Here is a 14,320-nt window from a genome sequence, read left to right on the forward strand (position 1 = left end):
GGTCAGTACCACGAGCGCGGGCGGACCGTATTGGCGCGGTCCACCAGCGCGAACCGGGCCAGCGTGTCGGGCGTCGCCCGCGCCACCGCGCGCAGCGCCGACTCCAGTCCGCGGCGCAGATCCGGCTCCGCGTAGGCGCAACCGAGGATGGTGTCCGTCGGCCGCTGCGGGCGGCCACCGGCCAGAAACCAGTGCAGCGCACTGTCCAGGACCACCGAGCACAGTTCCAGGACCCGTGCTTCCCGGGCCAGATCGGCCAGGCGTGCCGCTGCCTCGTCCAGCCGGTCCTGGGTCAGATCCGCCGGTGGCCGCGCGGCCAGCAGCAGACTGATCGTCATCCGCGCCCGGTCGTACGCGCTCGACCGGACCGGCACCTGCCGCAGGGTGGCGATCGCCGCCTCCCGGTCGCCCGCGGCGAGCAGTCGCCGGGCCAGCCCGAACCCGGCGCTCACGATGGTGCGATCGGATTGCCAGACGGTCCGGTAGTGCTCGGTGGCGATGCCGAACCAGCGGTCGCGATCGCCGGGATCGGCGGCGTCGCCGAGCAGTTCCGCGGTGGCCGCGAGCGCCAGCAGCGGAGCGGTCTCTCCCGGCAGCATGGCGTTCACCGCCTCGAACCGGCGATGGGCCGCGTCGAGCGCCTCCGCGGTCAGTTCGGTCAGACCGGCGAACCATTCGAACCGCCAGTCGCCACCCCGGTGATCGCGCGAATCGTCCAGCGCCGAGGTGGCCGCCGCCGGGACGGGCAGCGCGGCCGCGACCGCCGCTGCGGTCAACTGTGGCCGGCCGCCATCGGCCGCCGAGCGCAGGGTGCGCAGCATCAGATCGACGCCGAAATCGGACTGCCGTGGCTCGGCGAACACCGCCGAGACCCGCGGCTGATCGCTTTCGGTCAACTGCACCACCATCATTCGCAACACCCCGGTCAGTTGCCCGATGAGGGCTCGGACGGAAGGGAAGCGCGCCGCCGGATCGGGATGTGTCGCGCGGCGCAGCAACTTCGAGAACGCCGGATACTCCGGATCGGCGAGCCGATCGCGGGGCGCACCCGGCGGCCGGGTCAGGGCCGCGAGCGTCCGGCCGATGGTGTAGATGTCGGTGGCCACCGTCGGGCCGGTCCGCGTGATCTCCGGCGCCTGGAATCCCGGTGTCCCGTAGAGGAATCCGCCGGAATTCACAGCGGCGACCGCGCCGAGGTCGATGAGTTTGACCTCGTCCGGGCTCACCATGATGTTGTCCGGCTTCAGATCGTTGTAGGCCAGCCCCAGCGAATGTAGATAGTCCAGTGCGGGAAGGACTTTCAGCAGAAAGCTGATCGCCTCGGCCGGGGTCAGCGGCGCACCCCGCTGATCGAGCACCCCGGCCAGCGACCGTCCGGCCACGTACTCCATGACGATGTAGCCGCAGCCGACACCCGCCGCGTCGTGGTGGGTGACGAAGTTGAAGATCTTGACAATGGCCGGATGCACCACCTCGGACAGGAACTGCCGCTCCGCCAGCGCCGCGATGTGCGCCTCGAGATCACCCGGATTCCGCAACCCCTTCAGCACCACCCACCGCCCGCCCACCCGGCGGTCCCGGGCGAGGTAGATCCAGCCGACCCCGCCGTAGGCCAGGCAGCCCCGGACCTCGTACTGGCCCGCGACCAGATCACCGGAGAACAGGTCGGGTCCGAAACTGTATCGGGTACCGCACTGTTCGCAGGCGCCCCGCAGCGCGGCGGCCGATCCGCCACCGCGTCCGACCGGTTGCCCGCAGCTCCAGCAGAATCGCTTGTGTTCGGGCACTTCACATTTCGCCAGCAGCATGGCTTCCGGGTCCTCATCCCGCTCGATCGCCTCGCGCGCAGTGAATTCGTTCATGCTCGACACACCGTTCCGACTCGACGGCGGGGGCGCCGCGCGACCACACCGGGCGGTACGGTCGCGCGGCATTGGCCGATCCTGGATCGAAACTCGCCGTCGTGCAACAGGAGTCGGCCGGCCCCTCATCGCACCGGGTGCTCTCGGCCCGCCGCGAGCGCCGCGACCCGGCGGCGGGCCAGGAACCAGCCCCCCACCATCATCGGCAGCACCACCACGACCATGGAGATCAGCGCACCCCGCTGCGTGCCGTCCTTGCCGAAGGCCATGATGCCGAGCACCACCACCAGGAACAGCAGCGCCGCGATACTGGTGTACGGCGCGCCCATCAGGCGGAACGACGGCCGCTCGACCTTGCCCTGCTTCGCCAGGTACCACAACTTCAACTGGCACAGCAGGATCGCGCCCCACGCGGCGATGGTGCCCAGCGCCGACATGTTCAGCACGATCTCGAACGCCTTGGCCGGTACCACCGCGTTGAGCCCGACCCCGGCCAGCGCGACCGTGGCGGTGGCGAGGATGCCGATGTAGGGCACACCACCCTTCGACATCCGCGAAGCCAGCGCCGGCGCACTGCCGTTCACCGACATCGAGCGCAGGATCCGCCCGGTCGAGTAGAGCCCCGCGTTCAGGCTGGAGAACGCCGCGGTGAGCACGATCAGGTTCATCACCGAACCGGCGCCGTGCACGCCGAGCCGCGAGAAGAACGTGACGAACGGGCTGGTGCCGGACTTGAACGCGGTGTAGGGCAACAACATCGACAGCAGAACCAGCGAACCGACGTAGAACAGCGCGATCCGCGCGATCACGGAGTTGATCGCCCGCGGCATGATCTTCTCCGGATTCTCCGCCTCACCGGCGGCGGTGCCGACCAGTTCGACTGCGGCATAGGCGAAGACGACACCCGTCGTGGTCAGCACCAGGGGCAGTACCCCACGCGGGAACAGCCCGCCGTGCGTGGAGATCACGCTCGGCCCGGTGACCTCGCCCGCAATCTTGAAGCGCCCCACCAGGAAAACGATGCCGATGACCAGGAACGCGACCAGCGCGACCACCTTGATCAGCGCGGCCCAGAACTCCATCTCGCCGAACCACTTGACCGACACCATGTTGACGGCGACCACGATCACCAGCGCGATCAGCGCGATCGTCCACTGCGGGATGACCTTGGTCGCCCCCCAGTAGTGCACGTAGGTCGCGATCGCGGTGATGTCGACGATCCCGGTCATGCACCAGTGGAAGAAGTACATCCAGCCCACGCCGAAAGCCATCTTCTCCCCGTAGAATTCACGGGAATAGGACACGAACGAGCCGGAGGACGGACGGTGCAGCACCAGTTCTCCCAGTGCGCGCAATATGAAGAACACGAAGATCCCGCAGACCGCGTAGGTCAGGAACAGTCCCGCGCCCGCATCCTTCAACCGGGCGCCCGCGCCGAGGAACAGGCCGGTGCCGATGGCGCCGCCGACGGCGATCATCTGCAACTGCCGGGGCCGCAACGCCTTGTGATACCCGGCGTCCTCGTCGTACGTCACCGCGGGAGCGTCCTGGCTCCGCGGCGGTTTCACAGTGGTCATGAGGTGGTCTTCCTTCGGTGAACGGTGGATCGTGCCATTGATTGATGTTATTTACCGTCATTTGACGGCAGATAGCAAGAGTTCGGCGAAGCCGTAACGTCGCCGAAACCTGGCCGCGGTCTGCGCGGTTCGCCTGTGCCGCTGTGGTTTGCTGGGGGACATGAGTGTGGACGACGAACTGACGATCGCCGAGCTGGCCGAACAGGCCGGAATGACGGTTCGCACGCTGCGCGACTACCACGAGCGCGGCCTCCTCCCGCCCGCGAAGATGAAGGGCCGCACCGGTTTCTACAGTGCCGAGCACCTGGACCGGGTCCGCATCGTGACCCGGCTGCTCGACCGTGGCATCACCCTGACCGGGGTGCGGAGCCTCCTGGAAGCGTGGGACCGGGGCGAGGACCTCGCCGACATCCTCGGCGTATCCGCGGGCGCCACATCACCACCGCCACCGGTGGTCTCGGCCACCGCCACGATCTCCGCCGCCGAACTGGCCGAGCGGTTCCGAACCGTCCCGGACGGCTTGGCCGCCGCCGTCGCCGCCGGACTGTACGAGCCGATCGACGAGATCAGTTACCGGCCGGGCGATCCCGCGCTCATCGAACTGTTCGACCAACTGGTGGCGGACGGTTTGCCGATCGATCGCGCGCTCGACGAGATCGACATGCTGCGCACCGATTGCGACCACATTGCCCGGCAGTTCACCGACCTGTTCGCCCGCACGGCAATTCGGTCGTACCGGCGATCCGCGCGATCGGAGCGCGACATCGACAAGCTGGCCGAGGAACTGGCCGTCGCACGCACCCGCCCGAGTGCGGTGGCAACGGGTTTGATCGACCGCATGGTGGACCGCTATCTCCGGTCGGCGGTGAGCCGGGACCTACCCGGAGTACTGACCGATTAGCCGATCCGGCAGTCAGGCGCCGGTGTTCCGGGTGCCCAGGAGGGCGGCGAGTTGGGCGCGGGTGCTGACGTCGAGTTTGGGGTAGATGCGGTACAGGTGGGAGCCGACCGTGCGATGCGACAGGTAGAGGCGGACGCCGATCTCCTTGTTCGACAGACCTTCTGCCGCGAGGCGGGCGATCTGTAGTTCCTGGGCCGTCAGCGAGGCGAGCCCGGCGGCCTGGCCGGCGGCGGACTGGGTACGGACGCCGGCGGCGCGCAGTTCCATCCTGGTCGTCTCGGCCCAGCTGCGGGCACCGATCAGGTCGAAGGTGAGTTGCGCCGAGTGCAGTGGCCGGCGGGCCTCGGCGACCCGGCGCTGGCGGCGCAGCCACTGACCGAAGGCCAGTTCCAGCCGGGCCCGCAGCCACGGCCAGCGGGTCAGGTCCGCGCTGAGCGCGCCGAGGAAGGCCTCCTCCGCCTCGTCCTCGGGGGCCAGTACCGCACGGGCGTAACCGAGTTGGCGGACCAGGATGGGTGAGCGGACCGTGCGGGCCTCCACCTCCAGGTCGGCGATCACCACGCGGGCCTCGTCGGCCAGGCCCGCGTGCACGGCGGCCTCGGCGAGGAAGCTGACGGCGTGGAATCGTTCGTGCACGTGGAAGGCCGCGTCGTCGGGGTCGAACAGTCGCCGCAGCGCGTGGTAGGCGGGCTCGGGGCGGCCGGCGCTCATGTGTGCGAAGCCGCGGGCGAGTTGGGCGAGGGCCAGCAGGTTGCTGAGTCGCCGGCCCGCCGCCGAGCGCTCCGCGTCGGCCGCGATCGCCTCTGCCTGCTCGTGGTCGCCGCGCAACGCCAGCAACATGGCGTACAGCGCCTGCGAGCTGGCGTCCCAGATCGCCTGCCCGGTGTCCACCGCCAGCCGGCGGCCCTCCTCGCCGGCCGCCCAGGCGTGCTCCCAGTCGCCGATCTCCATGCTGTCGATCACGCTCATGGTCAGCACCTGGGACAGCAGGCCCAGCCGGCCCTGCTGCCGCAGCACGGTCTCGGCGCGGCCGAGGAAGTCGACCGAGAGCACCGGGTCGGCGATCGCGGCGGCCGCCATACCGTAGAGCCACAGCGCCGCGGGGTCGGTGATGCTCTCCAGCCGCACCCGCGCCAGGCGGTCGGCCACCGTCTGGTACTCGGTCAGCGGGTCGGCGATGCTGAAGATCGCGGTGAGCTGGGCGTCGTCGGGCGGGCAGTCGATCCGGCGGGCCACCTCGCAGACCCGGACCCGGGCCTCCGGACCGGTGTCGGACCACCAGCAGCGCAGCCCGGCCGCCTGCAACAGGTTCAGCGCGAGCGCCGAATCCTCCGCATCGATCGCCTCCTGCGCGGCCGCGCACAGCCGGAAGACGTGTTCGGCGTCGCCGGGCACGCCGTCGTGGAAGATCTCCCGCAGCCACTGCATCCGCACCTGGTCGAGCCGGGACAGCGTGGTCCGGCCGGCCCGTTCCAGCAGCTGGTCGACCAGGTCGGCGCGGCCGAGGCCGAAGGCGTGCTCGGCGGCGAGCATCAGCCGCCGCCCGCGGATGGCCGAATCGGTGCTGAGTTCGGCGGACCGCTCCAGGGCCCAGATGACCTCGGCCGCCGAGCCGCGGCGCAGCGGGATGGTGTGCGCGCGTTCCATCTCGTCGGCGACCTCGTCGTCCTGCCCGCTGATGGACTGCGCCCGGTGCCAGGTCCGGCGGTACGGCTCGCCGGTGAGCACCTCGGCCAGCGCCGCGTGGGCCGCGCGCTTGCGGGTGACCGACTCCTTGTCGGCGATGGCCGCGCGGACCAGTGGGTGCCGGAAGTGCACCCGGAAGTCGTCGAACCGGATCAGCCCGGCCGTCACGGCCGGTTCCAGCTCCGCGATCTGCACGTCCCGTCCGGCGAGAATCGTTGCGCCCGCGATGATCTCGCGGAGGTCTTCGGCCTCGTCGACCGCCGCGACCAGCAGGGCGTCGCGGCAGCGCGGCGGCAGGTCGCCCAGCCGCGCGGCGAAGGCCCGCTCCAGCCGCGCCGTCAGCGGCAGCGAATGCGGCGGCTGCTCACCGTGTTCGGCCGCCAGCCGGCTCGCCGAGCGCAGCGCCAGCGGCAGTTCGGTGAGGGCCAGCGGATTACCGGCCGCCTCCAGCAGGATGCGCTGCCGGTCGGCGTATCCGAGATCGGTCGCGTGCCGGTCCAGCAGTTCGAGGGCGTCCGGTTCGGCGAGCCGGCCGAGGTTCAGCTGCGGCAGATCGGTGGCGGCGAAGGCGATGTCGTACCCGGCCCGGACCACGCCGATCAGGACGCAGGGATCGTTGCCGAGCCGGCGCGCGACGAAGCCGAGCACGTCCTGGGTGGGCCGGTCGAGCCATTGCACGTCGTCGACGACGATGAGCAGCGGCTGCCGGGCCGACACGTCCGTCAGGACGTTCAGGGTCGCCAGCGCGATCATGAACAGCTCCGGCGGACCGCCGGACGCCACGACCGGGCGCATGCCGAACGCCGAGTGCAGGGCGTCCCGCTGCGGCGCCGGCAGCGCGGCGGTCTCCGCCAGAATCGGGCGCAGGAGCTGGTGCAGGCCCGCGAACGGGAGATGGGCCTCCGCCTCGATACCGGCCACCGACAGGACGGTGGCCGCGGCGGCCTTCCCGTGGGCGGCGGCGGCGCGCAGCAGCGAGGTCTTCCCGATGCCGGGGTCGCCGACGACGACGATCGCGCCGCCCTCCTCCTCGACCCGGTCGATGAGGTCGGTGAGCACCCGTAGTTCGCTGTCCCGGCCTACCAGATCAGATTCCTCCGACATGCTAGGAACCGCTCACAGCCGCCTCGAGCTCGGCCCGGGCGCGATCGGACCACGGTCCGGCGCCGATGCGATCGAGCTCGGTGACGGCCTGCCGCAATGCCGTCACCGCTTCCGTATGTCGGCCGAGTCGCCGCAGCCGGCCGCCGAGCGCCAGGTCCGCACAGGCCGCGGGCCACGGCCAACCGGTGAAATCCTGGTCGGTCAGGTCCGCGTAGAGCGGATCGGCGGAGACGTCAGCTGCGAGCACAGCGCGAGCATAACGGAGATGGACCAGCAGCAGCGGCGACGGTGCCAGGGCGGCGACCTGCGACAACTCTGCTATCAAGGCGGTCGCGTCGGCTTTCCGGCCCGCCCGGACCGCCGCCTCGGCGAGGAACATCACACCGCCGAACCGCTCCCGCTGATGGAAACTCGGTTCGCCGGTGCGGAACATCCGGGCCAGTTCCCGATACGCCTCCTCGTACCGTCCGGCGGCCCACAGCGCGGCCCCCTTCGCGAGTTGCGAAATCGACAGCAACTGGTTCAACCGCTGCCGGCTCGCGGTCGCCTCCACCTCGGCCACATGGCTGAGCGCCTGATCGGTGTCGCCCCGGAACGCGCTGCTCAACGCGTCGCAGGCGAGCGCGCCGGTGCGCCAGATCGGCTGGCCGGTCTCCTTCGCCAGCCGCTCCCCCTCGCCCGCGGCGGCCTGCGCGCCCTCCCAGTCGCCGGTGTGCAGCCGGTTGACCACGCACAGCGACAGCACCTGGGACAGCAGCGCCAGCCGGCCCTGGCTGCGCAGCACCGTCTCCGCCCGGCCGAGGAAGGCCAGGCTGCGGACGGGGTCGCCGATCGCGGTGGCGGCGATGCCGAAGACCCGCAGCGCGTCGCCGTCGGCGATCTCGACCGGATCGATGCCGGACAGCAGATCCACGACGGTCCCGCACTCGACCACCGGCCCGGCGAGCGCGAGCGTGGCCACATACCGGTGGTGCCGGGCCAGATCCACCCCGCCGTCCAGGGATCTCACGGTGGCGAGCACATCGGCGCGCGCCTGCGGCCCGGTATCGGCCCACCAGCACCGCAGCGACGCCCCGAACAGCAGATTCAACGCCAGGTCGTGATCGCCCGCGGCGCCGGCCTGCCGCGCCACCTCGCAGAGCTGGTGGACCCGGTCGGCGTCACCGGGTACGCCGTCGTGGAAGATCTCGCGCAACCACTGCGCCCGCGCCCAGTCGAGTTCGGACAGGTCGCAGCGTTCGGCGGCCGTCACCAGCAGACCCACCTGGTCCTGGCGGCCGACGCTGAACGCGTGCTCCGCGGCCACCAGCAGCCGATGCCCGCGATGGGCCGAGTCGGTGGTGAGCTGCGCGGACCGCTGGAGCAGGCCGATCGCGGACATCGCCGCGCCCCGGCCGAGGGCCAGCGCGGCAGTCGCTTCCAGTTCGTCGGCGATCTCGTCGTCGGGTCCGACGATCGACTGTCCGCGATGCCAGGCCCGCCGGTACGGATCGGCGTCCAGTACCGCCGCGACGGCGGCGTTGGCGGCATGCCGGCGCTCCCGCGTCTCGGCCTGGAGCACGCCGGAGCGGACCAGCGGATGGCGCAGCACCAGCCGGCCGTGCTCGACCCGGACCAGTCCGACCGCCACGGCCGGATCCAGGATGTCGGCCGGGACCGGCGCTCCTCGCAGCACGGCCATGGCGGACAGGATCTCGGTCAGATCGTCGACCGGGTCGACGGCCGCGATCAGCAGCGCGTCCCGGGCCGCCGGGTCCAGTTCGGCCACCCGGCTCCCGAATGCCCGCTCCAGCCGGGCGGTGAGCGGCTGCCATTCCTGCGTCTCCGGATAGGCCACCCCGGCGAACGTCTCCGGCAGTTCGAGCAGGGCCAGCGGATTGCCCTGCGCCTGATCCTTGACGCGACGCCGGTCCGACACCCCGGACAGACCGGCCACGCTGCGCAGGATCTCGTCGGCGGCGTCCTCGTCGACGCTGGCGACCGCCAGTTCGGGGAGCCCGGCCGCGACGAACGGCCCCGGATACCCGTTCCGGACGGCCCCGACGACGGCGATCCGGAACGACGCGCTGCGATGAGCGAGGAACGTGAGCACTTCCTGGCTCTGCGCGTCCAGCCACTGCACATCGTCGACGAGGATGGCCACCGGCCGCTCGGTGGCGGCCGCCGCGAGCAGGTCCACCGCCGCCAGGGCGACGCCGTAGATGTCGGGCCGCTCCCCCTCGGCCAGACCGAACGCGGTCAGCAGCGACAGCCTGCGCTGATCCGGCACACCGGTCGCCGACCGCAGCAGTGGCCGCAGGATCTGGTGCAACCCCGCGTACGGCAGCTGCGCCTCGGACTGCACGCCGCCGGCCGCCAGCACCCGGAACCCCTGGCCGCGGGCGAGCTCCCGAGTGGCCTGGAGCAGCGCCGTCTTACCGATACCGGGGTCCCCGAGCAGCACGCGGCACTGACCCGTGCCTCCGTCGGACACCTGGCGCAGCGCCTCGGTCAGGACCCGAACTTCCCGGTCCCGGCCGAACAATTGGCTGGTCATCCCGACAACGTAGCGGTCGGCGCCCGCTGGGCCAATGCGTCGAACGACTGTGGTTCCGGCGGGCGGGCCTGCGCCTCGCATTCCCGGAGCTCGGGCTCGGTGCGCGCGGTGATCGCGCGGCGCTGCTGCTCGCTCGGAAGCACACCGCTCCCCGACCGGCCCGCCACGCACCGACACGCGTTACGTCATTCGACGCTCGCCGACACCCGCCTGCGCTCATAGCGTCGGGGCATGGACATCAGCAGACGATTCTTCGGCGGCGCCGTCGCCACCGGCGCCGCAGCCCTCACCGCGACCGCACTGTCGGCATGCGCGTCGGATACCGGCACCACGCCCGCACCGGCCACCACCACCGCCGGTGCCGCGCTGCGCACCGGATCCGGCGCCAACACCACCCTCGGGCCGGTCAAGCAGATCGACGCCGGGGTCCTCAACATCGGCTACGCCGAATACGGGCCTGCCACCGGGCAACCGGTCGTCCTGCTCCACGGCTGGCCCTACGACCCCTACAGCTACGCCGACGTCGGGCCGATCCTGGCCGGCGCCGGCTACCGGGTCCTGGTCCCCTACCTGCGCGGCTACGGCACGACCACCTTCCGCGACCCGCAGACCGTCCGCAACGGGCAGCAATCCGCGATCGCCCGCGACATCGTCGACTTCATGGACGCCCTGCACCTCGACCACGCCGTCCTCGGCGGATACGACTGGGGCGCCCGCACCGTCGACATCATCGCCGCTCTGTGGCCGCAACGAGTGAAGGCTCTGGTGGCCGTCAGCGGCTACCTCATCACCCAGCAGGCCGCGCAACAGCAGCCGTTACCACCGGAAGCCGAGCTCGGCTGGTGGTACCAGTACTACTTCGCCACCGAACGCGGCCGCCTCGGCTACACCCGCAACCGCCACGACTTCAACAAACTCATCTGGCGCAACGCCTCCCCCGCCTGGAAATTCGACGACGCCACCTACGACCGCAGCGCCACCGCGTTCGACAATCCGGACCATGTCGACATCGTCATCTCCAACTACCGATGGCGACTGAGCCTCGCCCCGGGTGAACCGCAATACGACTCGTACGAACAACAACTCGCCACCGGGCCCGCCATCACCGTCCCCACCATCACACTCAGCAGCGACTTCGACGGCGCGGCCAGAGACGGTGCGGCCTACCGCGCCAAATTCACCGGGAAGTACGAACACCGGGTCCTCGACGGCATCGGCCACAACGTCCCACAAGAAGCACCGAAACCATTCGCGCAAGCCATCATCGACGCCGACCACCTCTGAAATCTCAGCCACACAACCGATCCCGCCGCTCCGATGGCCCCGAGCCACCGCCGAGCGCGGTCGATCGGTGCTGTGCGGCTCGCAGGACGGCGCCTCGATCACCGGGCCACGCAGACATTTCAAGGAAGGAACTCGACGATGCCGGAGACCGAACCCGAGAACACACCGCGCGGGGCACCCGTGGGCCGCCGGACGCTGTTGGGCATGCTCGGCGCCGGCGCGGCGGGACTGGCCGCGGCGCCGTATCTGCAGGCAGGCTGGGAAGGCTTGCTGGGCAAGGCATCTCAGCTGGATCCGACCGGTCTCACCGGTCTGCTCCCGAACCCGGGCGGGTTCCGCTACTACAGTGTCGTCGGCTCGGTCCCGCGCAAGGGCGAGACCGACTACGCGCTGACCATCGACGGCCTGGTGCACCGGCCGCGGACGTACACGCTCGCGGACCTGCGCGCCTTTCCGCAGACCCGGGTCGTCCACGACGTGCGGTGCACCGACGGCTGGCGCGTGGCGAAGGTGCCGTTCGACGGGGTGAAGCTGTCCGATCTGCTGGACGACGCCGGGGTCGGACCGGGCGGAGAAGCCTTGAGCTTCGGCTGTTTCGACGGTGCGTACACCGAAAGTCTCACGCTGGAGCAGGCCCGGCGCGACGATGTGCTGGTGGCCCTGCGGATGCAGGACGCACCGATCACGCACGAGCACGGCGGCCCGGTCCGGCTCTATGTGGCGCCGATGTACTTCTACAAGTCCGCCAAATGGCTCTCCGGTGTCTCGGTCACCGGCCGGGTCGTCCCCGGCTACTGGGAACAGCGCGGATACGACGTCGACGGCTGGCTCGATGACGCCCACTGAACCGCGGGAACAGCACCGCGTGCGCCGGTTCACCACGGCCGAGCGAATGGTCCACCGCGCCACCGGAACACTGATGCTGCTGTGCGCCACCACCGCCGCCTTCCTGTACATCGGACCGCTGGCGCAAGTGGTGGGCCGGCGTGGCCTCATGGTCACCGTCCACGAATGGTCCGGCATACTCCTGCCGATACCGGTCCTGCTGGGCCTGTTCGCGCCCGCCTTCCGCGCCGACCTGCGCAGGCTGAACCGCTTCGCGCCCTACGACCGGCGCTGGCTGCGCGCGGTCCGCCGCGGCCGGACCGGTCCGGCGGACCGCCCCGCCGGCAAATTCAATGCGGGACAGAAGATCTACGCGGGCTGGATCGCGGGCGCCGTGCTGGTGATGCTGGGCACCGGCCTGCTGATGTGGTTCGTGCACCTGCTACCGGCCATCTCCCGGACCAGCGCGATCTTCGTGCACGACGTCCTCGCCTGGGCGATCGTGGTCGTGCTGGCCGGTCACATCCGGCTGGCGCTGCGGGATCCGCAGGCGCGGCGCGGCATGCGCACCGGATACGTCGACCGGCGCTGGGCGGCCCGGGAGCACCCCCGATGGCTGACCGAGGATCGGCCACCGGCCCGGCGCGCACCGCTCACCCCGGCCGTCCCTACCCCGGCCGAGCGGGCGCGCGGTATCGGCGGAACGGCTCGCCCAGCCAGGTCTCGCCGTATTCGTCCTCGGGATCGGTCATGATCTCCGCCCGCAGTTCCGATTCAGGCCACCCGTCGGGAGCGACGAGCCAGATCCGCGCGGTCGGCGCGTAGACATCGGCGGTCACCCCGGCCTCCCCATGCAGATACCCGGCCACCGACCGCGCCGCCTCGCCCTCCTCGTAGGCCGCACTGCCGGACAGCAAGACGATCGAATCACGGTCGGTGGCCGCCAGGGCATGCCCGAACCGCTTGTCCTGCACCAGAATCCGACCGAGCGTCGCCCCGTCGACCCGCAGGGCCGTGGACCTGCGCCACGGCCCGACCCCCTTGCCGAGGGTGATGTGGAAGTCCCGGGAGTCGCTCGCGACGTGCACGTAGAGCGGAGGCTTCGCTCCCGGCTTGCGCCACAACGTATCCCAGGTGTCCGCGTGGAGCCAGTGACGACCGCCCCGCTCCCGATATCGCAGATCCACCAGCCGATCCCCGCGCCGATATCCCCGGCTCGCCCACCGGCGCGCGAGTTCGGCGTCGTCACCGGACGCGTACGTCACCCCGATGACGTTGCCCTTCGCATCCTTCAACTCCTGGCCGGCAACATGTTCCGGCTCGAACCGGACGACATTTCCACCCTCGTCGATCCCCGAGAAGCCGCCGTCCGGTTCCGGCCGGGCCACCGGCATCTTCACCTGCGTACGCAGATCGGCGACCGGAACCGGATTGTCCGGCACCGGAATTCCCTCGGCGACCCGGAGGTCCTCCCGCGGAATGCCACCGACGGCCCGAATGCCCGCGACATCACCACCGTCCGCGGATACCGCGGTATGGGCCAGATCCCCACCGGCCCGGCCGTACCGATCCGCGATGGCCCGCACGGCTTTCCGAGATCGCCCGGCCACGGCGTCCCCCACCGCGGACATGAGCTTCTTGGACTCGGCGAACTCCCCCTCCACGTGCCCTCGCCCCCATCGACCCCGGCAACAGTTGCGAGTCCGGATGCTACCCGCCGGCATCCGGCCCGCACAGGTGCTGTCCCCAGTGGAGACAACGGGTTACCAGGTGGGGATGTAGCCGCCGTCGATACGGAAGTCGGCACCGGTGATGTTCGCGGCGCGATCGCCGGCGAGCACGACGACCAGGGCGGCGACCTCGTCCGGATTGGAGAATCGCCCGGTCACGGTGGCGGCCGCGGCACCGGCGGCGACATCACCGGGATCGGTGCCGGAGGCCTTGCCGACGGTGGCGGCGACGCCGTCCGCCGCCAGCCACAGATCGGTGGCGACCGGTCCCGGACTGATGGTGTTGACCCGGATCCCGCGCGGCCCGAACTCTTTCGACAATCCCTTCGAGAAGGCGATCAGCGCGGCCTTGGCGGCGCTGTAGTCGATCACGAGCGGTTCCGGCAGCGTGGCGTTGACCGAGCCGATGGACACGATGTTGCCGCTACCGGCGGCGACCATCACCGGCAGTGCCGCGCGGACGGCACGCACCGCGGTGAGCAGATTCAGCTCCAGCGTGTGCTGCCATTCGGCGTCGGTGACGCTGAGGAACCCGTCGGTGCGCGGGGGTGCGCCGCCGACGTTGTTGACGAGGATGTCGATGCGATCCCCCGCCGCGGCGATCAGCCGCGCCGGGCCGTCGGCGGTACCGAGGTCGACCGTGATCCGTTGTACCGCACCGGTTTCGGTGAGGTCGTCCAGTTCGTCGCCGAAGCGGCGCGCGCCCGCTACCACGCGCGCGCCGGCCGCCGCCAGCGCGCGCACGGTCGCGAGCCCGATGCCGCGGCTGGCGCCGGTGACCACCGCCACGCGGCCATCGAGTTCGAGTTCCATAT

11 protein-coding genes are annotated in these 14,320 nt (G+C 70.8%); 4 read left to right on the forward strand and 7 right to left on the reverse strand.

Going from position 1 to position 14,320, the window contains the following annotated elements; genetic code table 11:
- Nucleotides 1–2: 2 nt before the first annotated feature.
- Nucleotides 3–1,862: a serine/threonine-protein kinase gene (locus G361_RS43180; RefSeq protein WP_019927147.1), complete on the reverse strand. Its 1,860-nt coding sequence runs from the start codon at nt 1,860–1,862 to the stop codon at nt 3–5.
- A 125-nt stretch (nt 1,863–1,987) separates the two neighbouring features.
- On the reverse strand, nt 1,988–3,439 hold the full coding sequence (locus G361_RS0111075) for an amino acid permease (RefSeq protein WP_019927148.1): 1,452 nt from the start codon (nt 3,437–3,439) through the stop codon (nt 1,988–1,990).
- Between the two features lie 160 nt (nt 3,440–3,599).
- Here G361_RS0111075 and G361_RS0111080 point away from each other — a divergent pair, with 160 nt between their 5' ends.
- Nucleotides 3,600–4,340 (forward strand): MerR family transcriptional regulator, encoded by a 741-nt coding sequence (locus tag G361_RS0111080; protein ID WP_019927149.1) that lies wholly within the window; start codon nt 3,600–3,602, stop codon nt 4,338–4,340.
- A 12-nt stretch (nt 4,341–4,352) separates the two neighbouring features.
- Here G361_RS0111080 and G361_RS0111085 read toward each other — a convergent pair whose 3' ends face one another.
- From G361_RS0111085 to G361_RS49320, 3 genes are read right to left on the reverse strand one after another with little or no spacing between them, the layout of a single operon-like run.
- Nucleotides 4,353–7,130 (reverse strand): LuxR family transcriptional regulator, encoded by a 2,778-nt coding sequence (locus tag G361_RS0111085; RefSeq protein WP_019927150.1) that lies wholly within the window; start codon nt 7,128–7,130, stop codon nt 4,353–4,355.
- A gap of 1 nt (nt 7,131) precedes the next feature.
- The gene (locus G361_RS43185; protein WP_019927151.1) at nt 7,132–9,666 is read right to left on the reverse strand and encodes an AAA family ATPase; all 2,535 of its coding nucleotides are present in this window, start codon (nt 9,664–9,666) and stop codon (nt 7,132–7,134) included.
- On the reverse strand, nt 9,663–9,809 hold the full coding sequence (locus tag G361_RS49320) for a hypothetical protein (RefSeq protein WP_155981404.1): 147 nt from the start codon (nt 9,807–9,809) through the stop codon (nt 9,663–9,665). The genes G361_RS43185 and G361_RS49320 overlap by 4 nt, the downstream gene beginning before the upstream one ends.
- Before the next feature lie 88 nt (nt 9,810–9,897).
- On the opposite strand from G361_RS49320, the gene G361_RS0111100 reads away from it, so the two are divergent.
- From G361_RS0111100 to G361_RS48230, 3 genes are all read left to right on the forward strand, one after another.
- A complete protein-coding gene (locus G361_RS0111100; protein ID WP_019927153.1) occupies nt 9,898–10,950 on the forward strand; it encodes an alpha/beta fold hydrolase in 1,053 nt (350 codons plus the stop codon).
- A 138-nt stretch (nt 10,951–11,088) separates the two neighbouring features.
- Entirely contained in the window at nt 11,089–11,796 is a 708-nt protein-coding gene (locus tag G361_RS0111105; RefSeq protein WP_019927154.1) for a molybdopterin-dependent oxidoreductase, read from the forward strand.
- Complete coding sequence (locus G361_RS48230; protein WP_081635356.1) at nt 11,783–12,529, forward strand: cytochrome b/b6 domain-containing protein; 747 nt, start codon at nt 11,783–11,785, stop codon at nt 12,527–12,529. Before G361_RS0111105 ends, G361_RS48230 begins: the two co-directional genes overlap by 14 nt.
- On the opposite strand, the gene G361_RS49325 is transcribed toward G361_RS48230, so the two are convergent.
- Together G361_RS49325 and G361_RS0111115 are read right to left on the reverse strand one after the other, a co-directional pair.
- Nucleotides 12,444–13,439, reverse strand: a complete 996-nt coding sequence (locus G361_RS49325; RefSeq protein ID WP_019927155.1) for a hypothetical protein — start codon at nt 13,437–13,439, stop codon at nt 12,444–12,446. The genes G361_RS48230 and G361_RS49325 overlap by 86 nt on opposite strands.
- Before the next feature lie 99 nt (nt 13,440–13,538).
- Complete coding sequence (locus tag G361_RS0111115; RefSeq protein WP_019927156.1) at nt 13,539–14,318, reverse strand: SDR family oxidoreductase; 780 nt, start codon at nt 14,316–14,318, stop codon at nt 13,539–13,541.
- Nucleotides 14,319–14,320: the final 2 nt, after the last annotated feature.

Source organism: Nocardia sp. BMG111209 (genome assembly GCF_000381925.1).
Classification (GTDB): Bacteria; Actinomycetota; Actinomycetes; order Mycobacteriales; family Mycobacteriaceae; genus Nocardia.